This is a genomic window from Cellvibrio sp. KY-GH-1, from assembly GCF_008806975.1.
GTDB lineage: Bacteria > Pseudomonadota > Gammaproteobacteria > Pseudomonadales > Cellvibrionaceae > Cellvibrio.
Genome location: NZ_CP031728.1, coordinates 580,222 through 604,540 on the forward strand (window position 1 = coordinate 580,222; position 24,319 = coordinate 604,540).

15 protein-coding genes are annotated in these 24,319 nt (G+C 43.5%); 1 reads left to right on the top strand and 14 read right to left on the bottom strand.

Annotation, left to right across the window (positions count from 1 at the left end):
• Nucleotides 1-9 precede the first annotated feature (9 nt).
• From D0C16_RS02300 to D0C16_RS02360, 13 genes are all read right to left on the bottom strand, one after another.
• Entirely contained in the window at nt 10-1,578 is a 1,569-nt protein-coding gene (locus D0C16_RS02300; protein ID WP_151030834.1) for a LamG-like jellyroll fold domain-containing protein, read from the bottom strand.
• The gene (locus D0C16_RS02305) at nt 1,575-2,150 is read right to left on the bottom strand and encodes an RNA polymerase sigma factor (RefSeq protein WP_049629428.1); all 576 of its coding nucleotides are present in this window, start codon (nt 2,148-2,150) and stop codon (nt 1,575-1,577) included. Before D0C16_RS02305 ends, D0C16_RS02300 begins: the two co-directional genes overlap by 4 nt.
• A gap of 103 nt (nt 2,151-2,253) precedes the next feature.
• The gene (locus D0C16_RS02310) at nt 2,254-4,536 is read right to left on the bottom strand and encodes an FAD-dependent oxidoreductase (RefSeq protein WP_151030835.1); all 2,283 of its coding nucleotides are present in this window, start codon (nt 4,534-4,536) and stop codon (nt 2,254-2,256) included.
• Nucleotides 4,537-4,573: 37 nt separating this feature from the next.
• On the bottom strand, nt 4,574-5,752 hold the full coding sequence (locus tag D0C16_RS02315; protein ID WP_151030836.1) for a glycoside hydrolase: 1,179 nt from the start codon (nt 5,750-5,752) through the stop codon (nt 4,574-4,576).
• A complete protein-coding gene (locus tag D0C16_RS02320) occupies nt 5,752-7,428 on the bottom strand; it encodes a sodium:solute symporter family protein (RefSeq protein WP_151030837.1) in 1,677 nt (558 codons plus the stop codon). Before D0C16_RS02320 ends, D0C16_RS02315 begins: the two co-directional genes overlap by 1 nt.
• A gap of 64 nt (nt 7,429-7,492) precedes the next feature.
• Entirely contained in the window at nt 7,493-8,758 is a 1,266-nt protein-coding gene (locus D0C16_RS02325) for a family 16 glycosylhydrolase (protein WP_225318342.1), read from the bottom strand.
• A gap of 806 nt (nt 8,759-9,564) precedes the next feature.
• The gene (locus D0C16_RS02330; protein WP_255481985.1) at nt 9,565-11,013 is read right to left on the bottom strand and encodes a carbohydrate-binding protein; all 1,449 of its coding nucleotides are present in this window, start codon (nt 11,011-11,013) and stop codon (nt 9,565-9,567) included.
• A 424-nt stretch (nt 11,014-11,437) separates the two neighbouring features.
• The gene (locus D0C16_RS02335) at nt 11,438-14,737 is read right to left on the bottom strand and encodes a carbohydrate-binding protein (RefSeq protein WP_151030839.1); all 3,300 of its coding nucleotides are present in this window, start codon (nt 14,735-14,737) and stop codon (nt 11,438-11,440) included.
• A 332-nt stretch (nt 14,738-15,069) separates the two neighbouring features.
• The gene (locus D0C16_RS02340; RefSeq protein WP_151030840.1) at nt 15,070-16,329 is read right to left on the bottom strand and encodes an NAD(P)/FAD-dependent oxidoreductase; all 1,260 of its coding nucleotides are present in this window, start codon (nt 16,327-16,329) and stop codon (nt 15,070-15,072) included.
• A gap of 62 nt (nt 16,330-16,391) precedes the next feature.
• Nucleotides 16,392-16,700: a 2Fe-2S iron-sulfur cluster-binding protein gene (locus D0C16_RS02345; RefSeq protein WP_151030841.1), complete on the bottom strand. Its 309-nt coding sequence runs from the start codon at nt 16,698-16,700 to the stop codon at nt 16,392-16,394.
• 51 nt (nt 16,701-16,751) lie between these two features.
• Entirely contained in the window at nt 16,752-17,921 is a 1,170-nt protein-coding gene (locus D0C16_RS02350; RefSeq protein WP_151030842.1) for a cytochrome P450, read from the bottom strand.
• 205 nt (nt 17,922-18,126) lie between these two features.
• A complete protein-coding gene (locus tag D0C16_RS02355) occupies nt 18,127-19,557 on the bottom strand; it encodes a carbohydrate-binding domain-containing protein (protein ID WP_151030843.1) in 1,431 nt (476 codons plus the stop codon).
• Between the two features lie 245 nt (nt 19,558-19,802).
• On the bottom strand, nt 19,803-20,741 hold the full coding sequence (locus D0C16_RS02360; protein WP_151030844.1) for a sugar kinase: 939 nt from the start codon (nt 20,739-20,741) through the stop codon (nt 19,803-19,805).
• A 286-nt stretch (nt 20,742-21,027) separates the two neighbouring features.
• Between D0C16_RS02360 and D0C16_RS02365 the strand changes: the two genes are divergently transcribed.
• Nucleotides 21,028-21,870 (top strand): amino acid ABC transporter substrate-binding protein, encoded by an 843-nt coding sequence (locus D0C16_RS02365; RefSeq protein ID WP_151030845.1) that lies wholly within the window; start codon nt 21,028-21,030, stop codon nt 21,868-21,870.
• A gap of 53 nt (nt 21,871-21,923) precedes the next feature.
• Here D0C16_RS02365 and D0C16_RS02370 read toward each other — a convergent pair whose 3' ends face one another.
• Nucleotides 21,924-24,059 (bottom strand): cellulase family glycosylhydrolase, encoded by a 2,136-nt coding sequence (locus D0C16_RS02370; protein WP_151030846.1) that lies wholly within the window; start codon nt 24,057-24,059, stop codon nt 21,924-21,926.
• Nucleotides 24,060-24,319 lie beyond the last annotated feature (260 nt).

Here is a 24,319-nt window from a genome sequence, read left to right on the forward strand (position 1 = left end):
TTCCTGGTGCTAATGGCCAACAGTATTTTTTTTCATTAGGTTTTTAATCTGTGGTTCATCAAGAGCCGAGTCAAAGATGTATAGTTCATCTAATTGCCCGCGGAAAAAACGATTATTTTGATTGGTGTTTTGATCATCAAACGCAATATTACGACCCATAGTTAATGGTTTTGAATTTGGGTGATTAAGGTCGGTAAAGACTTTAGCTATAGATTTGTGATCGCTGTATTCTAAGTTGCCATCTACATAAATAAGGACATGTGTACTAAGATTTGCGTCTTTGCCACCAAATAAAACAATTGCTAAGTGATGCCAATTGTCATCGCGTAAGTCGGTAGTTCCCACTATTTCACCTTGATTCGTTCCTATACGGATGCGACCAAGGGGGCCACTAACAGCTAATGGATTCAATGAAATTTGCCATGCGGATTGCACATCGCTCAAGCCCCAATTCAATATTCCAAACCCTTGTGATAAAGAAAAATCTTTAGGTGCTTTCAACCAAAAAGCCACAGTTCGAGGTTTGTGCCCGCCGATCCCTTTATATGCAGTGGCCAGCCAGCTGTTTTCACCATCAAAATTAACGGCATTTCCAAATTTACCTGGTACGGTTGATATGCCTGCAAGTTTCTTGTTTAGTGAATTTACTTTTGCGTTGTAGCATTTGCCGTCTATTCCCGTGCCGATACAGGAAAATTCTTGTTGTGATAAATCATCAAAAGACCAGTGCAGGTAATTGGGTTGTGCTATTGATCGGCCAGGGAGACTGCGCATAAAACGATTGGGGTTATTTTGAATGTTAATAACTTGTTGTTGTAAATCAAACGCGCGAGCTTGATCTTTAACTAATAATTGGTAGGGTTGATCGGTACTGGCTCTTACTTTTACTTCACCGGTAAGTACGTGCACCTGACTTTTTCCATCATCTTCAACACTAACGCCAAACTCTGTACCTAAATCAATAATGCTCGAACTGGGCGTGTCAACTTTGAAACCGGTGGCGGCTGGCGGTACATTGGCGACTAGTTTTCCGCGCCTTAACAATAGGTGCTCATCCGATAGTATATCTACACTCATTGGTGCTTCTAATAAAAGACGAACACCATTTTTCAGCGTGATTTCGGCATAACCTTGGCTTAAGGAAAAAGGGCCTGATGATATTTTCTGCCCTTCAGTCAATGGTTTGCCTGAAGAAATGGCGGAAACAACTCGATATACCGCACCTACCTCGGTAATTTCCGGGGAAAAAATCTTTAGTAAAAACAGAAAAGAAAGAAAGCTAATGGCTGCAGCTAGTGCATACCAGTGTCGCTTGATATTGAATATCTTTACAGTTTGGTCGCGTATGGCAGATTGGCTATTATCGCCATAACGACTATTAAGTTTCTGTTCTAGTTTTTGCACAAAGTCATCTGTTGAGTTTTCATTTAATAAGTGACTCAATTGCCTGTGCATGACGCGTTGACTAGCCAGCTTATTTAATAGATCTGGATTTTTAGCAATGGCCTCTGCTAATTGCGACTCAACTTTTTCGCCTGCGATATAGTCCGCTATTAATTGTTCATCATGATTTCTCATTCGCTTTCTCCTTGCTGCTGTTTAATAATGCAATCGCGCAGCCATTCACGGCAGCGATATAGCCGCATGGTCATTGTTGAATGTTTTACGGTAAATTTTTCACAGAGTTGTTTCACACTAAAACCCTCAACGTAATGATCGCGTAATATCGCCTGTTGATCAGGCTCAAGCTTCAAAAAACATCCTGAAAGCCCGGTAAAATCAATTGCATCTTCCGTGCTTATGCTCCCGCTTAATTGTTGTGTGTCTAGTAACTCTTGAATAATGTCGGGTTCATGAGGTGTGGAACGCAGATGCTTTCGGCGATGATTGCGGATAAGATTTAAAGCAATACCAGAAATCCATGAACGAAAAGCGGCAGGGTCATTTATTTTTTTTAAATTCTCATAGGCCAATATAAATGCCTCTTGTGCGAGGTCATCTACATCTTGAGTGTATTCAGTGCGGCTGGCTATAAAAGCGCGCAAATAACGTTGATTTAGCTGCACTAGTTTACTGAAAGCAGACCGATCACCCGCTTGAGCCGCCTTTACATGGGTGCATACATCTTTGTCGGCTACTTTATTTTCCATAAAGCTACTCTTGGCTGACTCATGAAATTTTCGAAAAAAGAATGAGTTTTAAAAAACCTATTACAGATTTAATTAGGGGCATTCTCTTGTAAACGCTAAATCTTTACAGAATTTCAATTGCAAATAGACTGGCGGGAGCGCCAGCTTCAGTATGAGACAATTCGATATTTAAACAATTGGACAGCAGTGGAGGGTTAAAATGAATGATCTTTATGCTTTGATAATTTCCCGCGCAGGCATATAGCTCTTCGCCATATGCATTTAATACGCGGATGGTCTGTACACAACAAGGCATTTGAGTTTCTGGATGCTCCATCAGTACAGTTTCTAAGGCGTGATCAGCATCAGTATCGAAAAATAGTTTTAGCCCAGTTATTTTAACGTTATCTGACCAAGATAATTCGATATTAGGGTTTTTATCTTCAAGTTTAGCAACCCAGGCATTTGTGCCGAGATAAGGGCGAATAAAACCACCGCGTAAATGCTCTGCCGAATAAGGTTTGAGTGCGGGCGATAGGTGTAAGGCAAGATTATGTCCATTGGGGCGACGCTCAGGCGTCCAAAATTCAAATGAGTCTAAACCACTATTTTTGGGCGGGTCTTGGCGTCCAGTGTTTGAAACTGCCTTGTGAATTTTATTAAGCAGTGTGCATAGTCCAGTTATACGTTGATCGGTTAACGCCAGACTTGCGGTGTCATTGCGCATAAAACATAAAAACCCATATTGTTGCTGACTTAATTCAGCCATAAATTGTATGTTGATATTTTGTTCGCCTGGTGCAAGTGAAAGCTCAATTCGTTCCACTAAAATATCGGGTGTGTAGTTTCCGATTTTGCTGCTTATACGTAACTCGCATATCAAAATGCTTTCCATTTGTGCGCGGACATCGATATTTATCTTTGGCACCGGGCCTGCGTTCAATGGGAGTAATTGCGCCAAACTTTGGTCTAATGTTTTGAAGTCACCATTAGCAGGTAAATTATTTAATTCGAAAGTGGAGCTGGCTTTAATCTTGGCATTTTGCATTAAAAGGGAGGGTGTTATGGGGATCAGGGGGATTGACTGCCCATTAAGATTCAAGCGTTGCTGAAGTTCTTGCATGTGTTTAGGCGCAAGTAGTGCAGCAGGTTTGCAATTTAATTCACGGCAAAATGCAGCAGCCTCGCCAACCGCCTGACCACCATGGGCACAGGTAATCATTACGCGAGTTGATCCAAAAGCCATATGGCTTGCACTGATAATGCGCCCCGCTAAAAATAGATTATCAATATCACGACTCACAAAACAACGATAGGGAATTTGATAAACCCCTTTAGAGTGAAATTGCGAGCATGCAGGCTTATCGCTATAGATGCCTTCGGCTGGATGTAAATCAATCGCCCAGCCACCGTAAGAAACTGCATCGTCGAAAATGTGTTGCGTCACAATATCCTGTTGCTTCAGCATGTAATGCCCTTCGAAACGCCTACTTTCGCGCTTGCCCGGAATAGTGCCCACCCATTCTAAGGTTAAGTTTTCTACATCTTCAAATTTTCCGCTATTTTTTATGTAATCCCAAATGCCATAAACAATTTTCCAAAGCTCCCACTTTATATCTTCACTTTGGTAGATCGTATCAAGCACGCCGCCAAATTCTAACCACCAAAACTTACAACCGGAATCATTGCCATTAATATTTTTGCAGCGAGGAATAGCGGCAATTTCTTCGTGGCTATAAGCAAAGTCAGGTTTGGTGAATACCACTGGGCGGTCTAATTTTTTACTGTAAAAAAATAACGAATGACCGAGTAAGTCGGTACTTTCATTTTTAGGCGCCATGAGTTCGCCAAACTCCTCGCAAGACTCTGCACCCATACGAAAACTTGCACCAGCATTAAAAGCCAGTATGCCATCACCGCTTGCGTCACAAAATAACGGGGCATTAATATGGTATTGAGTAGAGTTTTGGCTACAAAAGGCTAAAACGCTGTCTATTTGTGTAGCTAAGGTTTTATTTACTTGAAATACTGCAGTGTTTAACAACAGAGTGATATTAGCTTCAGCGGCAACTTTATTTAACAAAATACTATCAAAAATTAGCGCATTACCCAGTTGATTTTGTTTTAAGTTGTCAAGCATGATCTCATCAATTACACCTCCCTCACGCGACCAGCGATTATTATTGCCCATGTGAGAGGTGGCACCGAGGGCCCAGAGTCTAACTTCGGAAGAGGCATTGCCACCGAGCACAGGACGATCTTGTACTAATACTACACGGCTGCCCGCGCGCGCTGCAGTTATAGCTGCACAAACTCCCGCTAAACCACCACCTGCAATCACTAAGTCGGTATTAATAACTATTTCTTTGTTTAAACGTGATGTTGAACTAAAGGGTGTAGTAATCATGAAGGTACTCTGAAAATTCTATGTTTTAAAATTTAAATTATGGATTGGATTTTCTAGCTTTTATTTGATCGGGGCTTAGGCACTGATAGAAATATACCTCAGGTTTATGCACCAGATCTGTTTCCTTCATGTCAGTGTTATTACTGCCAGGTATTAAATTACAATCAAATCTGCCGAGAAAACTGAATTTTTTATCAGGTTTTTCTTTGTCGCAAAAATGCGCTAGCCCCCAGCGGATGCCTTGCCCATTACCGGAGTCATCAAACGCATCTGGCACATAGGGGCCTGCTGCAATCGGCATTAAGGAGCTGACAGCCGCTAAGCTAAAGTTCACGCCATCTTCTGCATATTGAATCGTATTGTTTTCATTGCCATTGCGCGTAACTAAGGCAGCAATGCCTTTTTTAAAGGGGAAAAAACATGTTTCATGCCCTGAATTTAATACGGGGTTTAAGGCATGTTTTTTAAAGGGCCCCAATGGTGATTCTGCGATAGCCAAACCATTAGCCACTAAATATTCAGGCCTATCACCAAAGGCGGCTTTGTAATAAAGATGAATTTTATTGTTATAGATAAGTAAATAAGGATCATGAATGGAGTATTGATCCCACTCACCGGGTGCACCATTAGGTACCACCACATTGCCGCAGGCTTGCCAGGGGCCATTGGGTGAATCAGACATCGACATGGTTACCGGGCAGTGATCACCCTTAAGTCCACTTGCTTCCATGAACGCCTGATAATAAAGATAGAATCTACCCTTCCAAATTAGAATGTCAGGAGTGCTCACGGAACGCCAGCCAAGTCCGGGTTTTTCTGGGCGTTTGATTGCCACTCCTTGTTCTTGCCAACTAAAGCCATCTTTGCTTGTCGCGTACCATATTTCTGCTAAATCCCAATCTGTTGATGGAATTTCATCGCTACATTTAAGCGGCCCTTGGGGTGCTGCGATGGTGTTACGTTTGGTATACCAAACATAAAAAATTTCATTGTGTTTAATGATTTTAGAGGGGTCTCGACGAGAAACTCTCCCTGTATCACCTTGGTAATCAAAACCTTCTATTCGCGTATATTTAAAACTGCTGAATAGATCATTGTCCTCTGGGCGAGGGCTTTGGTAATTATCATAGAGTCTACTCATTGCGGCACTTAACTCACGCTTAGGGCGCTGTTGAGGAATGTCCCATGGAAATCCGCCAGAATCTTGGTCGCTCATTAATTGCTCCTTGAAAACAATTTATCTTTACCTAAAAGTATCAGAGCAATTGCAGTAATAGCTAAGCCCATGGTGGTAATAATAAGGGTGCCAGTTTCAGCTGTTACACCTAAAATAAACATCGTTAAACCAACGGCGGAAATTCCAATAGCAATCACCCGAATACCGCGGTTATTTTCAGTTGTGTTTTTTGTTTCTAAGTTAGAGGAGTTTTTTTCATGATTTTTTTCAGCTGAAAACTCGCCTATCTTTTTATGGCCAGGCGCTTCGTAGCCACGCACTCTAAGCCGCCATTCAAATATAGCTAGTAGGAGCGCAGGCAGGAGCACGCCTAATAACATTTCTTCGGTGCGATTTAAGGTGATATTGAACAGAGTGGGGGATATAAATTTAAAAAAGATATTGACAGATAAGCTTATGAATGTGGTTGCCAAAATGCTCGCGCCAGTTTGAAAACGAGAAAATAACAACCATACCGGAGGCAAAAATAATGCGCCTCCCGTTAGTGCTGCCATGGTCATAACTACATTTACCACACCGCCTAAAAAGGGCACCAGTAGTGCAACTGTAATAGTGCCAAACCCTAATAAAACAGTGGCTAGTCGGCCCACAAATACTAAATGACTTTCTGATGATTTGGGTCTAAGAATACGGTACACATCATTGGTGATTACGCCTGCAGTAATATTGAGTGCAGTATTGATTGAGCTTGAGGTTGCGAAAACCATACCTGCAACAATTAACCCTAACATGCCTGCCGGTAAAACTTCTTGGCACATCAATAAGTAAGCTCCCTCGGCTTCACTGAGGGATAAATTAGGATTTATCAAACGATAAGCCATAGGCGCGATCATCCAAATTAAGGGGCTAACCAAGTAGAGTGCGGCAAATAACCATGCTACTTTTTTTGCGTCTTTAGGTGTGGATACACAGGTGAAACGTTGAATGTAGGCCCAGTTCCCAGCAATAAAAAATAAATTAAATAATCCAAATGCAAAGATGAATGACCAAGTAAATTCGCCCGCAACAGGTGCAAAAAAATCCTCTGGCGCCTGTTGAATAAATTCATTTAATCCGCCAATACGATCAAGCGCTAAGGGTACTACAATTAATACCGCCGCCGTCAGCACTACAAATTGTAAAATGTCGGTCACAATGACGGCCCACAAACCACCCACTGCAGTATAAGCGAGAATAATTAGCCCTAAAATAATAATGGTTTCAGTGATCGGAATGCCTGTAGATACTTGTACAATTTTAGCGACAGGGTATAAAAATGTTCCGGTAGAGAATGTGCTAATAATTAAAAATGTTACCGTATATACTTTTTGCACTCTTAAACCAAGCCGAATTTTAATAAATTCGGCTGCTGTTAAGACCTGAGTCGCCTGCCATTTTCCCGCGATAAAAAATCCAATTAAAAGCCCAGCTATACACATAGTCCATTGAATGGTGATAGCTACCCATCCGTAGCTATAAGCGATAGAACCCCAAACAACAAAGGTGCCGGCGGAAAAAAAACTCATGAATAGCGATAAGCCACTCATCCACCAGGGCAGCGCGCCACCGGCGGAGAAAAAACCACTGAGGCTTTTCCCTGCACCGGAAAAACTAAGGCCACAAGACACTACAATAAACGTAAATATGGCAATGACACTTAAATCAATTACACCCATTTTATTATTCTCACTGATTCATCCCCACTAGGATCTCCTTCGGCAGAGAGATCGCATAAGTACATTATTTTTTACGTGTGTAATAGCGCACATAATCAATTTTCATACTGGTACCATTGATGGCGTCGGTAACGGGCCCGGCTATTTCAGCTTTTAAAATAGCCAAGCTAAATAATATTGTCTGCTCACTGAAGCAAACATCATTGCGCATGCTGTAATACAATTTTCCATCCATATAAAAATGGAAATAATCTTGGTCCCACGCCATGCCGTAGGTGTGCCAATCACTAGAGTAGTCAGCAACATCGGCGGCATCATACTGGCTGATAAGCTTCCATTTTTTTCCGTCAAAATATTCAAGCGTATAGTCGGTAATTAAATTGCGATATTTTCCTAGTGACGGACCGCTTTCTTGCAGCCAACCATTGGTGAATTGGATCGCTCCAATTTCCTTAGGGGTGTCCCAACTCAGCTCCAACCATTTGAGACCATGCTTGCCAGACACCCAACGTGTATCTAGACGATTATCAATTGCAAAGCTTTCTTTTGAGGGGAGCTTATCGAATACACCACTGGTTTTGAGATTGGTATCTTTGGCAAGCGCATAATTTGTAACACTTGTTGAGTCCAATGGGCTCATTACATTGGGATATTTGGTCGCAGGGGGGAATACTTGAAATTCATGAATGTGTATTGATTCTGGGCTAGTGCTACGCAGACGAATTTTGGTTGTTTTGATCGGGGCCTTTAGCACAATGTTGTGTCCCGGCTCGCCATCTAAGGTGTGGTGCAATTGATTGTCATCATGGCTTACCTGACCATTGGGCAGAGTATAAGTATCGGTCCAATTGTGCACATTGGTATTAATGATATTGGGATAATGGCCTTCATTAATGTCGATTTCACAAGCCTTTTGTCCTGCCGCAACCCCTTGTTTCGGCCATAACCAAAATGAATTATTCGTACCGTAGGCACCGGCATATTTATAACGCGCCTCAAAATACCCATAATGGAAAGTTCGTTTGCTCCAAATGTTTCCCGTGGTCCAGGGCTGCGATTCTGCACGAGTCTCTTTTTTACTCAGTAATTCAAGTACGCCATTTTTCACCACTGCGTTTTCACGCCAGCGGCTACTCAACACCCACTCATTTTCAGTTGCACCATTCTGACTGATCCAATTATTCTCCAAATCCGAGTTTTTATAATTAAATTCGTCGCTCCATTCAAGCTTCCACTTTTTAAGGTCTAACTGACTTTCTTGGGCGAGTACTGTTGATGATGCCAATACAACTACCAGCATATTTATAGTAAAAAAACTTTTTTTAACCACCGGTTAACCTCGCATTAATATAAAAATATAGTAACTGAATTAATTGAGCTGAAACCCTATTGTTAGACTTATCATGGCGGCGCTGAACGCAGGTTCATGGCATAAATCTTCACAAATGCACTATTTCGAATAGCGAATACTTACCTTAGTGTGTTGGCTCTGCTCAGTTGACACATAATTTTATGAAAAATTTATATTTTATGCGGGAGCTCCCCTGATCCTGTATGGAGTAGACTTAGATAAGAGGTAAGGTTTAGCTAGAGAGTAAGATATTTATGCATATATCCATATGTATTTTATTGTTGGGTAAGTCTCATTGCGCCGCAGGGTTCAAAAGGTCACGTTAATATCTTGGCCTGTGTAGATGCTCTACCATGCGTTTCTTATTTTTACGAAAGTTGTAGCACTTATGATTGATATTCCCATAGATACCATTCTTTTTGTTTTGTTATCGATATTGTCGGTACAGTTGATCTTGGTGGTGCTAATTTATTTTTCATTGGTGAGTCTTCATCAGCATGTTTTCTGAGGCAGGCGATAAACTTAGCCGTTTGCAGATAAGGGAATAAACATTGGATATGGAGAGTTCTGGTTTTTATGGAGACATAAAAATTTTAATGACTTAAAAATAACACACAGAGATAAATAAGGGTTCATCGTTGATGAAGCACTTAGGTGGTAGGAGTTGAAGCGTTTAAAGAAACTCTAAAAAAAGCCCGCGCCTACAAAATAAATCTCTATCCTGTTGGAGCGGGTCAGTTATTTTCCAATAAAATAATGGGTAATTTCTACGTGTGTGAAATTTACTAGGGTACTAATTCAAATTTATCCGCGTTCCATTCCCATGTAGATGCGGTAGTACCCGCACTGGCCACACGAATGGTATGCGTGCCTTTGGTGAGTGCGATTTTGTTACTTGAACTTATTTTTTGAAAGTTATCCCAACTGCCGTTATTCGGCACAGCTTGGGTTAATACTTTTACGCCATCTACGGTCACTTCCAGTGCGGCGCCAGTCATAGGTGAACTTACGTAAGCATTAAAACTGTAGTTACCATCGGCAGCTACATTCACGGTGTAATTCGCCCAATCGCCACGTTGATTGTAATTAACCGCGCTCACGCCATTAACCGTGTAGATTTTAAAACCATCGTATACACCGCCTGTTGCGGCAAAATTTTCGGCTTGTAAGGTCATGCTTACGGGTGTGGGAGTAACCGGTGAACCTATAGGATCACTGCCTACTTTGGTCACTCGAATTACATCACCATTCCATTGCCATGCGCTGGTGCCTGTGCTTTCAATACGCAGAGTATGGGTGCCTGCGCCAATAGACAGATTATTGACAAGTGTGGTTGTAGTGTATGTTTCCCAGTCGCCGGTTGTGCCCAGGGTAATTGTACCCACCGCAATACCATCAATGCTCAGTTTTGCACCAATGCCGCTGGTCATAGGTGATGCGGTAACAATTTCAATTTTATATTGGCCGTCTGTTGGCAGTGTGACTAAATAATCGCCCCAATCACCAACAGAATTGTAATTAATATTGCCGCCGCCGGATTTATTGAAACCGATAATGGTATCGCCCGCTACCGCACTGGTTGCTTTACCGGTATCAAAATAATTCGCGAAATCGATGGTTTGTGTAGCGCCACTGGCAACACTGCTGTTGGCACTAGAGCTTGATTGTGCACTAGAGCTGGATGAACTACTTGCAACACCATCGACCAACTTGTAAGTATTAATCCAATCAACGTACATGGTATTCATTGAAACATCGTTGAGTTGGCTTTGAACAGCAAGGCCACCCAGCCAAGAAAAATCGGCAGTCCATAAATCCCAAATAATATTCATATCTCTGGTGAAATCCCGTGCAGAAACAACGCTACCTGCAGGATAACCATTTAAATAAAATTGAATATTTCGGGCATCTTTTTGCCATACACCGAACGTAAAATAAGCCTCGTTCCATCTAACCCCTTTTCCTGGCGCGCCATCCGGCAGGTTTCGGTTATCAAAGTTGCCATGGGCTCTTTGGGTATCGCCATTTACAACATGAAAATACTGAGAGTTCATTTGCCATGGAAAATTAGGCTGACAGTTACACGAAGGGTTAGGATTGTTTTCGATGATGTCTATTTCATCGCGATTGTTAATGTCCCCGTTATTCAACCAAAAGGTGCTGTACGCAGAAATGTTCGCGCTTTTAATTCTAGCCTCTGTGTAGTAAGGATATTTAATTTGTGCATTAGACATTACCCGAGAACCATTAAACCACCTTGCACCAGTGCCAAGCGTTCCCTTGATCCATAAGTTTCCGTTTGAAACACCAGAGTTTTCAGCCACCATATTAACGGGTTCGCCATAATTCCATAAAGGCTTCTGCCATTTGCTCGTGTCAAAGCCACTATTAAAATCATCCGAAAGATTACTTTGTTTCTGCCACATTTTTCCCGCAGGAGGCGTTGGTTGAGCAAAAATGCTGGTACTGAACAATGTTAGTGTCAGTATATAAAACAACTTTCTTTGTGTTAATTTTTTCATTTTAATGTTTTCCTCTTTATTATCTATTAACTGCATTTAAACATTGCGGGATATTATCCTGCTCTTTTAAAAGGTATAAAAATTCCCGCTTCAATCAAGAGGCGGGAAAATACCTCAATTTAATTTTTATCTACATTTAATTTACTGGCACAAACTCAATGCGGTCTGCATTCCATTCCCAAGTTGAAGCCGTGGCGCCTGCAGAAATAATACGCACGTTGTGCATACCCTGCGTGAGGCGAACACTGTTGCTGACTTCTAAGGCGGCAAACACATCCCAATTGTTATTATTCGGTACTGTCTTTTTCGCGACCGAAATGCCATCAACTAATATCTCTATCGCACCACCAACTTGAGTGGTACCCAAATAAGCATTGATACGATAGTTGCCGGTTGCGGTGACATTGATGGTGTAGTCAGCCCAGTCACCGCGTTGGTTGTAGTTAACTGCAGCTACGCCCGTTGCGGTGGTGTACTTTTGTAGGCCTTGATAGGCGCCGCCGGTAGTGGTGTAAGACTCGGCTTGAACCACTATCGGAGTTGGAGTAGCAGATGAGCTAGACGCGGCTGATGAGCGTGATGAAGATGTTGCCGCTATTTGAGTAAATTCAATGCGATCTGCATTCCACTCCCACGTTGAGGCAGTAGTGCCTGCCGACACAACGCGCAGCGTATGAGTGCCTGCACTCAACTGCACACCGGTGTTTAGGGTTAATGGCACAAACGCATCCCAATTATTGTTATTGAGTACTGTCTTTTTACCGACCGAAACATTGTCGATGAAAAGCTCAATTGCACTATCCGCTAGTGTGGTACCTAAGAAAGCATTAATTGTGTAAGTGCCGGCACTGCCGATAGTGAAACTGTAATCAGCCCAATCACCACGTTGGTTATAATTGATTGCCCCAATACCATTTGCAGTGGTGTATTTTTGGAAGCCTTGATAAGTGCCGCCCGTTGCAATGAAGTTTTCTGCTTGCACAATCACTTTAGCGCCTATGCCACCAATGCTTGATGCAACTGACGAATTAACGGCTGAGGATGGCGCAATGGATGACTTAGCTACTGAGGACGGAGCTGCCGATGACGTAGGTACTGACGATGCTGCAACGGAAGACTGTGCCACGGATGAGCGCGATGACATTGTTGATGCACTTGCCGCTGAACTGGAAGGAGAATTTGTGCCGTCCAATAATTGTAAAAATTGCGCGCTGTGACCAAACCACTGCCATTCCGATGCGCCCGCACTCATAATTTTCACCCAATGTTTGCCTGGGCTTACTGTAAAGGTAGTTGGAAACCAATTTTCAAAGTGTGCATCCCAATCGCCTGAAATATTATTTAAATTTTCAGACAGCACTTCTTCGTCATCAATAAATACTTTTACTCCGGTGCCAGTTTGAATAGGCGTGCCAGCACTGAGCATAAAACTAAATTTACCGCCGCTACCAAAATCGATTTGATAACTACCAAACTCACCGCGAGTATTGTCGGTGATGGCTGATGGAAAACCTTTTGTACCCCAACCCACAGCACTCGCTGCATAGCCTTCAGCAACGGTCGCATTGCGCCCGGTGGTGCTAAAGTTCGCAAGCGTGATGCTATTTTCACTGCCCACTTCAACCAATTTAACGCGCAGCGTGAAAACGTTACCCGGTAAATCTGCATGAGTGCCGGTTAATGTAACTTCACCTGATGCGATATGGGTAAGGCTACCGGTTTCAGCATCATAAGTTTGTGCAGGAACTATCACGCCGGAAGCAGTCACTGTTGCGATTGCGGGGTTGTCAGAAACCCATTTAATATTTTTGTTGGTGGCATTACTTGGCGTGATGATGGCATCAATCACGTGGCCGTAATGCGCGTAGTAGTAACGAATATTGTCAGCTGCTGCGCGATAAGGGCTAAGACGGCGCTCAGAAAGCACTAACAAATCCGTTGTTTTAAAATTCACTGCAGTGGCTTTTACCGGGTTTTGGGTACCAGATGTTGCGCTGCCAATATAACTTTCGACCGTGCCAAAGGGTTTGCTATGTTGTTGTAAATATTCTAATGGTTGATTGGCACCTTTGCCGTTTTGATGACCATCTCCATCGCGAGCTGCAACGCGCATGCTGTAGCGTGCGTTACCGTCTGCTTGAATTGCACGCCAGCCTTTACCGTTGTGATTTTCGAGGGCGTCGGTTGTCCATACACGCACATAATCAATTTCGTGGTCATGTTGTAGTTCAGCTGGAGTGGGCAAGCCAAACCAATCGGGCATGGTTTCGGTGTCGAGCAAAATATACAGCGGAGTATGGTGATAACGGTTTTTCATCGAACGAATTAATTTACCATCTACATACCAGCGAAGTTCATCTGGACCCCAATAGAGTCCATATACGTGGAAGTCGGCAGCAAAATCTATGTCGGCTTTCCAGTGGCCGCCGTTTTGTAGCCCAGCTGCATGGGGCAGCAGATCATCGCCACCTTGCCAGCCTTCACGACCGCAACTTTGACCAGAAGCTTTTTTACTGAAAATACGGTGATCGTCACCTTGGTATTCAAATACCCAAGTATTCATATTGTAATAAGGGGCCCATTCAGGACGGCGCCCCGCTTGTTCGTATACATCGATTTCAAGATTATGGTCTACCAAGGCTTTGGTAAATACTCGCTCGCCTTTGATGTAGCGCACATCTTCCATTGATTTTGAATACAACCAAAAAGCACTAGAACCGACCCCTACTTTAGAGCGCACCTCAAAATAACCATAACGCACAGGTGTAGCGTTCATGGCGGTGGCTGCGCTCCAACCATTCATAAAGTTAGCGTTCAAAAAACCATAAATTTGCGACTCTACTTTTTGTTTAAGGCTGAGTTTTAGTAGGCCGCTTTCCTGGCGCACATTTTTTGGCAAAAAAGGCGCTGGCTCACGCCCGCCCCATGTGTGGTTATTAGTCACCCATTTACCGGTGCTGTCACTTGGGCTTTTAAGTACATCTAACGTGGCTTGATTAAATTCATCACTTGCGGTTGGAACAAAACGCCAACCCGCTTTGTTGCTCAAATCAGACAGCGGGAAGCTTTGTGCGGCGGGAGTGTTATCGCGCACTATGGCTTCTGTAGCAGACCAAGGTGAGCGAATACGCATATAAGGGTATTCATAGGCTTCGGTGACTGAGTGGCCGTCTTTATCCCAATAGGTGTTGAGATTCCAAGGGGAACCATCGCACTTGAATTTATAAGACCAAGGATCACCGCCACTAAAGTCATCGGCTTTGGCTGCTGGGTTTTCTTGGTCCCAATAATTGACACTTTCAACGCGGTAATCGTGGAAGTTACCTTCCCACGCAGTAGATTTTGCTGCATACGCGGTGGGTAATATGGCTGTACTTGCGGCAATCACAACGAGTGATCGCGCCACACAGAATAGGGGGCGAGATAGTTTTTTCACAGTTGGCTCCAGGTATTATTAATTATTAACGCCGGCTGCCAAATGCTTCATTGAGGTTAAAACCGCACGAGGCAAATAACCAACAATTAAATGTTGACAATTGACAGGGGCTGACACTGTAAGCCACATGCAGGGGGTAGGGCAAGTAATTGGTATTTTTAGGCAATAAAATGCTACTCAGGTAACATTTTATTGCTTTTGAGGGGGTTGGGGCGGCAGGTAGTTATCGAATATGGATGTAATCAATTTCCCATTGGCCACTTTCACTCGCGCCGATAAACTCAATGCGCAGACGTTTCAGTACCGCATGTATGCGCGCTCATCAATAATACCTAACCTGTTGTTAGTAAATTTTCTTGTGTTAATTCGTACTGAGAATTAGCAAGGTTGGTTTTGTTAATTTTGCTATTTGTTTTAATCAATTTGGTTCCGAGAACATATGCTTTGGCATTGTTAATTGCATCTACCGCCAGCAATTCATCCCCTGCAAAATACCAAGTGGAAAATTTCTGTTCAGTGGTGTTTTCGCGCCGAATTATGATTTGATCATAACCACTGGAGAGCCCTACCATTTGTAATTTTACATCGTACTGATCCGACCAGAACCAGGGTAGGGCATTATAATCTTGCGCTTTACCACAAATATCCAGCGCCGCAATTTTGGCTTGATCGACAGCATTTTGTACCGATTCCAAACGTATGTGACGTTGATAGTGTGGATTAAAGTGATAGCTGCAATCGCCAATGGCATAGATGTTTTCGTTGCTGGTGCACGCCTGTGCGTTGACACAAATGCCGTTTTCAATGGTTAAACCAGCTTGTTCTGCGAGGATTTTATTGATCCGCACCCCGACCCCCACAATAATAATATCAGCTAGATATTCTGCACCGTCGCTGGTATGCACTTTATTAACGCCAGCATCGGTGGTGATGGCACTGACATTTTTCTCGGTAACAATTTTTACACCATGAGCTTCATGCAGTTGTAAAAAAAAGGCCGACATTTCAGGGGCGGTGACACGGGCGAGAATGCGATTTTCACGCTCTAGTACCACCACAGATGCGCTCAATTTTTTCAGCGAGGCCGCCGTTTCCAAGCCAATATAACCACCGCCAATAATCACAACACGTTTGTTTGAGCTGCTGTGAAGAGCCGCTTTGATGCCAAGGCTGTCTTCCAGATTGCGCATAAAAAAAAGATTGTGCGCATCAGTTAAGCCACTGATCGCCGGCACTATAGGGCTTGCGCCGGTCGCTAGAATTAATTTGTCGTAATAGAGTTCATCACCACTATAGGTAGAGATTTTTTTTGCCTTAGCATCCAGCTGGGTGACTGTAACTCCCAGCAATAATTCGATGTCATCTTGTGTGTAACTGGCTTCTGGCTTGAGCGCCAGTTTTTCGATTGGATCATTGCTGGTGATATAAGTTTTTGATAGTGGCGGGCGGTGATAGGGCAGCCTTGGGTCACTATCGATAAGTACAATTTTTCCTGCCCAGCCCTCTTTGCGCAGTGCAAAGGCGGCGTTAACACCGGCGTGACTGGCGCCGACGATAATACAAGTTGCTGTTGTAAGCGGATGCTTAGTCATAGCCTTTAACCCACAAATAATTGTTTATTGTTGTTTGAATGTTGTTGATTGGTTTGGATTGTTTAGCCAACAACTTCGAGTACCAAGCCATCTACCTGAGGGGTGATTTCAATTTGGCAACACAAACGACTGAACTCATTTACATTGTCGTCCAGCTCCAGCATGTCTTTCTCAATGTCACTGGCAGCGGTTAATTTACTGGCATGCTCTGCTGGAACATAAACATGGCAAGTTGCACAGGAGCAAACGCCACCACAGTCGCCGCCAATACCTGGAATGCCGTTGTTAACCGCCAGTTCCATTGCATTGCCTGAAGTTGCCTCTAAAGTGATGCTGTCTTTACCGGGAGTAATAAAGGTAATTTTGGCCATTTTGGTTTCTCGTGTAAAAATGTTATATTCAAGAATTGTTCGAGTAAGAGATTATTTTGATAATTGCAGCTGCAACTTGTGGTAACCCACCTTGCGCTGAAATTCACCCCAGTTTTCAATATTTTCCTGTGCATCACCCAGGGTTATTTTATCGACTTGTTGGCACAGCTCATCCAACAGAATTTGCATGATTACCCGCGCGTGAGTTGCACCAAGGCAATTGTGATGACTAAAACCAAAACCGACGTGCGGATTTAATTTTCGATCCAGCATTACCTCGTTAGGGTTTTCAAAAACGGTTGCATCGCGGTTGGCGGAGGCCCAGCAGAGTGAAATTCGGGTGTCGTTTTTGACTGCATGGCCACAAACTTCACTATCTTTAGTCGCAACTCTTCCCATATGGGTGAGGGGAGAGAAATAACGTATGAGTTCTTCAATCGCACGGTTATGAATTTCAGGTTCTTTGCGTAAACGCGTCAGGGATTCGGGGTTTTCACCCAAATAAGCAAGAGTATTAGTGACCATATTGATTACTGTGTCGCGGCCGCCAGCAAAGGTGAGCACAATGATGCCTTTAATTTCATCGTGAGTTAATTTTCTGCCTTGCACTTCAGTGGCTAATAACACCGAAAAAATATCGTCGCTGGGTGATTTTTCTGCCTCGGCGATTTTTTTATCAATGTAGTTATAAAGTACCTGAGCTTTGCTGCCATCTAATGGATTATCTTCACTGCGAAATACGTGGGTTCCCCAGCTGATAAAGACATCCGCTTCTGCATAGGGAATATTGAGCAGTAGGGTTAAGGCGCGAGATTGTAGCGGAAGCGCAAAATCGTAAATGGCTTCAATGAAATCCTGTTGTAGAGATTCTTGCACCAATGTCGAAATTTGTTGGCGCAACGCTTGGCGATAATTTTCCGCAAGAGGGCGTTTAAACCAAGGCTCTAAAAAAGCACGGTAATCGCCGTGAAGGGGCGGGTCTACTTCAAAAGGAACTTGGCGAATATCGCGAATATTGACTTCGGACGGCACCACAATTCTGCCGGGAGTGGCGGCAGAGCTAAAGGTTTTCCAGTCGTGCGCGCATTTGCGTAAATCTTTATGGCGCAGCACCATCATCACCGGATCATTTTGATCATCCACAAAACCAACACCTTGCTCAGTGCGAGCTTGCTCAAAAGGGTCGGGAATACCAGTGTGATTAAACGGGCACTTGCTCATAATGGGCGTCTCCAAGCGATCATTGATGGCTTTTATGATAGAGCGGAGACCTTGTGGCTAATACACAGATAAGGTGAAAAAATATCACAAATTTGACATGCCATTGATTGGATAAGTGAATAAAAGCGAAGTTGTTATACTCGGCGGGCAATAAAAAAGGCACTTTCAAGGCCTGTCTGAAAGTGCCATTGATTTATTTGAGAGGTTACTTTTTTAGGAACTCATCAAAAAATGTTTTGGAATTATTGAGTGTTACAAATCCAAATATCCAGGCATTTTCAACGCAGTCGGAAAAATCTAAACCACCGGCTTTAATTGAGGGGTTTTCGTATCCGCTGATACTGTTGTTTGCATCCGCAACTCGTTGCGCTTCATTCCAAATATTCCCTACATCTGGATCGGCTTTTGCTCTCTGCCAATCACTACCATCTTTGGTGTTAAATCCCGGTGTGCCGTTACCCGTCGAATTACCATCAGCAATTTTGTTGTATTGCGCGGTATTTTTCACATAGGTTAAATCGGCGGGTGTTGTTTTATCTTCGTTCCAGTTGCTGTGTTGAACAACATGAAAGCGCGTTTTCAAATTAATGCCGGGGTTAGTCTGCTGAATGGCTTTGAGTACATCGGCGGTAAAATCCGATTGGCCCGCTTCTTGTACCCAAATATCGCCGCCGGCATTCAATGTTGCCAAGGCTTTTTGCGTGACGTTATTAACGGCAGCATTCCAATTGGTAGAAGCGTTAGACCAATTGCTTCCAAACGCTAAGTTAAAAAGTTGTGGTGCATCTATATAGCGGCCACCTTGAGTGCCGATAGTTCCAGCTACTGCATGGTATTTCACATTATTAAAGCGTGAATCGCGCAACATGGTGGCTAGGGCAGCAACTGCGTGCACATCATCTAGATCAGGTTTTTGATCGAAGTGGGCGAGCAATAAATCCTTGGTTGTATTGAATTTTCCGAGAATGACATTATCCACTGGTGGATTGTTGGTGTCTGGTTCTACTTTTTTAATGTCGATCCAATTTAGGTTGAACCCCCCTGTGAGCATATTTAAACGCAGTATTTTTTTGCCTTCAGCGAGGCTTTTTTTAGCCGAACTGATTGTTTGCCAGCTTTGCCATCCGCCTGTGTTTGGAATGGTCAGTGTGCTACCCAACAGAGCGCCATCAATATCAATACTGAGTGTGCCGGAAGTGTTGGGCGATGCAATGCGGAGTTGAAGTTGGTATTCGCCTGCAGTAGTGATATTGATGGGGTATTCCAGCCATTCTCCGCTATTAATCCAGCCGACATTGAGGCCACCACCAGTGTCAGTTGTCGCTTGAATATCAACATTACCTGTTTGTCCTTGTCCTCCTTGATTGCCTGATGTTGTATCAAATGCGGTTAAATAATCTTCTGCCTGAATTTTGGCTGGGACATTGATGTAGCTGATAGTGGGTTGGCCAAAACGGTCGCAGCGCAGTGTGCCGCACATGCAAATACTAAGGCTGGATTTGCTGTTGGCACAATCTGTCGCAGAGCTGCCGTAGGTGTTTTTACACTCGCTTGTAGTGTTGCACTGATCCTGTGCCAATAATGTGCTTGAAAACAATAATGCAGAAATAGAAAAACAAAATTTTATTTTATTCATGTTTATCTCCTTTTAGCTAAAGCTGACGGTAGATGGGTGTGTTTGAATAGGTGTAGCAGAATCCGCTAACAGATTGAGTTTATGCTGATGGTAGAATTATTTTGTGTTGCTGTTCGCAAGGATTAGAATGAAAAAATTATGCGGATCTATAATTATTTATTTGTGATCTGCTTAGTAAAAGCTCCAGCGGAACTGGAGCTTGTTTGCTTGAGTGTGAGGTGAAAAAGTAGCGGTAAAAGGCGATTTTAATGAGCTGATTTGATGAGGTGGCGCATGAAGAGGTCGCGATTAAGAATGGCTCCTTTGTGTTGAATTACCAGTGCAGATATTTTTGCCGCAAAACGAATGGCATTTTCGGGGTTTAGCCCGCGTGCGCGAGCCGCTAGATAGCTGCCATTAAAAGAATCACCTGCTGCAGTTGTATCTATAATCTGAGTGACGGGCTCAATAGCGACTTCCAATTGTTCTTGGTTTGACTGATAAATAATAGGAGCAGGGCCATCTTTAATAATAATTTCATCAATATCATAAGCACTTAAAAATTTGCTAACCGCGATTGCGGAGTCTAGCTGATAAAGATTGGTGAAATCCTCCAAGCTCGGTAAAACCAAATTGCTTGCATGAAAAGCGAGTTCGTATTGGGCTTTACAATTCTCGACGGAAGACCATAGTTTTGCGCGATAGTTGGGGTCAAAAATAACTTGTGTGCCCTGTTGTTTTAATCGATGGATAAAATCCCAAAAGAGGTCGCGGCTGTCTTTTTCTAATATGGCCAAAGAAATGCCGGAAAAAAACACTTGATCGGGAGCTGTGAAAGTCGCAGCGGAAAATTGCGCATGATGCAAATGCATGACTTGTTTTGCTGCTGAGTCATTGCGCCAATATTGAAAGCTGCGCTCGCCACTGGGGGTATTGTTGATCATATAGAGCCCCAAGGTTTTACTCAGGTGCTTATAGATCAACGAGGTATCTATATCTTCTTGCTGCAAACTAGAGATTAGTTCAGCGCTGGCGGCATCCACACCGACCGCGCTCATAAACGACACTTGTATCGCTTCGGGTGCGCAGCGTTTTAAATATACCGCCAAACTGTGTACATCTCCGGCAAATGATTGTTGCCATAAGCCCGGGCTAGCGGGGCTTAGTTCGAGCATACTTTCGCCAATAATCACAATTCGTTTCATCGCATATTCGCTTATTTCGGGCACTGTTAAGGGGCTGCTTTCTATTCTATAGATGTACCGGCTTTATGTAAAATGTTGACAAAGTTTAGGTGGCGCATGTTGGAAAGAATTGCAGTGTCCAGACGATGCTTACCCGTTTTATGAACAATGATCTACTCTTGTGTATAAGATGACATTGCAGGTTAACAGCGAATTCAGCGGGAGAGGGATTGTGTGCTTACATCTGCGCCATATAATCGGAATTCTATTCTTTTCGGGAGTGGGGGTCTCTTGCGGCTGCTTTGGCATGCAGGTTGTCAATTATCGTGTCCCCAGCACCCCTATAGATCAATACGAAAACTATACGATTGAGCTACTGACCTTGGCTCTTGAAAAAACTCGCGCTCGCTATGGTGACTATGAGCTTCAGCCTTTGCCTAAGGGGTTTAATAGGCTTAGAGCCAAACAAGCGATTGCAAGTAATGAATACCCTAACTTGGTTATTGAAGATAGTTATGATGGAGTCGAACGATCTGCTATTGCTTACATAGAGTTTCCCATCGATTTAGGAGTTTTGAGTTATAGGGTATGTTTTGTCAATCCGGGTGTGGCCCAAGCAGTAGCAGCAGCGAAGGCTTCTGATGAGCTCAAGCAGTACCGTATTTTGCAGGGTATTAATTGGACTGATACAAAAATTTTGCATGCCAACGGATTTAAAACACTAGAGGTGCCTGCTTACAAAAGCTCATTTCGTATGGTTGCCTCTGGCCGGGCGGATTTATTTTGTTTGGGGGCTAGCCAGATTATGAATGAGTATCTGCATAACAATTCAGGTTTGCATCTGACTATTGATGACAGTTTCTATTTTTATTATAAGTTGCCACGATTTTTTTTCGTTAGCGTGCAGAATAAGATATTAAAAGCCAGAATTGAACAGGGGTTGCTGGCTGCATATAAGGATAAAAGTTTGCAGGCGCTTTGGGATAAAAAGTTCCTAACCAGCTTGAAGTTTATACAACTGAGTAAGCGAAGAATGTTTTTGCTCAACAATCCGTTAAATGCAAAGTTAAATTCTGCCTACGAACACTACTTTGCACCACTGCCAGAAATTGCCAAGACAATTGATGTTTCCGTAAAAAATAATCAGTAAAAATAAAAAAGCCATACTCGGGTGAGTATGGCAAACGGCACGACAAAGAATGTTTAGTGGGTAAAGTTTCGGCTGTAGTGAAATGCTCTTAATGCCGCTGAGCTTATGTGGCCGCCATCATCCGCAAAGGTCACCTCAATCTGATTGTTAGCTTTGAGGATTGAATAGGGCACAGGGATTTCAATTACACCAAAAAAGTTTTCCCGCCCTTTGCCTTGGTGGTATTGATCATAGCCGCGATAATCTTTTGGTACAGTTACTTCGGTGCCATTAATGGTCACTTTAGGCTGCAAGGATTTTCCGTGATCCCTACCTATGCCCAAGCGTAACGTAGCCTCTCCAAATGCTGCTGGAGTGATGCCGTTTATCGCAAAGTTAAGGGGACTATTGGTTTTAATTGCCTGCAAATAATTTGTTGCATATGTTTTCTGTTCAACTTTAGTTTGATCGATTACTACTGCACTTTCATAGTTCATGGTAATGATCATGGTGCCACTACCTCCAATGCTTAACGAATCTGGAAACTTGTCGCTAACCGTTTCGCTTAAGACCGGCGCGTTTTGGCTATCCAGATGTAAGTGTTTAATCGTCGCATTGGCAAAGGCAGGATTATTTAATGAATAATCATTCAGTGTGAATTCTTGCGCGTTAAATTCCAAATTGTTAATGATGAGATACACCCGCTTATTGTCGGCATAAGCATTGACGACCAGATCGGGATCGCTAGAGGTAATATCAATACGTGTTCCTTTTACGTCTGACCACAATTGATAAAACTTGATCATGTCAGTGAAAACCCATTCGTCACCAGTTTCGCCGGGTGCCTCTTTGCGTTGACGCATAAGGCGGTCATTGTAGGGTATGCCATTAACGCGGCCCCACTCGGCTTTTATCGGCAGAAACGGAATCGTTTTAGCAATATTGTTGGGGCGTTCAAGAAAACTCATCAATAGACCGTTAAATGCAATCAGGCGTAATCCGTCGCGCTGTGGGGTCCAGGGATCAGAAAACATGGAGTGAATGCTGGCGCCATATTCCGATATCACTAAGGGCTTGATCTTGCCAAATTTAATCGTGTCATATTGCTCGAGCAGATCGAGGGTTGCCTCGACGTTGCTGCCGCGACGATATTTCTCGCGATTATTGTGCGCCGGAAAGTCATAGAGATGGATTGAGTAAAAGTCCATATTGGCACCGGCCAGATCAATAAAAACTTTGTCGCGGTTTAGCCATTGTTGAAAGTCATTTTTATCGTAATCGGGAAAGGCCACTGTGTAGCCGCCAATTAAAACATCGCTATTGGTCTTTCGAATTTCTGCCGCCACTGTGTTGTGAAACTGGAATACTTTTTCTACTGGCACTGGTGATGCACTAGCATCCACCAGGTCGTAAAGAGGTTCATTCATAACCTCAACATAGAGCGGCTTAGGTTGACCATATAAATCGCCTGCGCCTTTATTAAAGTATTTCGCGAGATACTGCCCCATGTAGTGGCCAGTGGCAGTTCCAAAAGGTTCACTTGGGGTATCGGTCTGTGAGAGTGCCCAGCCTTTGCGGGTAGTTTTGCCATCTGGCCAGAAGGGGTGTTGCTGTGCCCCTATAATCATATCCGTTAGCCGGTTTTCAAACTGACGAATTTTGGTGCTGTTGGCATTGTTGCTATACACCCAGCGTGCGTCGCCACCTTTGGTTTGTGCGTGACTCTCGCTGACAAAACCCGGGCGAGCGGGGTCTTGATTGAGTTCACCAAGTTGCCAGGTAATGCCTCCGGTATCGCGGCCGAAATACACGTCATAGCCGTCCATGACTTCGGTAATCAGGTCAGGTGAGGCGTTGGGGGCTCCCAAACTTTGGGCGTTTGAACCAAACCAATCGGCTTCGGTATTGGACGAGTGAATGGTGATGAATTTGCGTCGGTCAAAGCTGTCGATACCGCCAACAATATGTTTGATGTCTCTATTGAAACTGATTTTCGGTCTGCTGTCAGTTGAAGCGACTGAGCTGTTCGGTGTGCTCGACAGGCTAGTGCTGCTACTTGCGACTAGACTGCTAACGGCGGTGGACGATTGTGTGGGGCTGACACTGGCTTTGCTTGATGCTGGGGGAGTTGATGTTCCGCCACCGCCACCGCCACAGCCGCCCAAAATAAGGGTATAGGTTGCGATGCTAATTAGTTGAGTGAGTTTCATATCACACCTGCAATGGTTATGTTTATTTGGCCAACTGATTGGCTGCAACGCGAAGGTTAGCAGTAGATTTCCAATATGTATATATTTAATTGTTAACAAAAATGGCGCGTGTTACACTTGAATCAGGGTTTCTATTTAAGTGGTGTGTGTTCTGCAGATCTGCCCTGGATGCGCCAGAGTAATTGCAGTTGTTCTATTGAAAGGTGGCGATAGCCTTGCAATAGGCTTGGTTTTGTCGGTATTGATGGGCTGGGCGATCA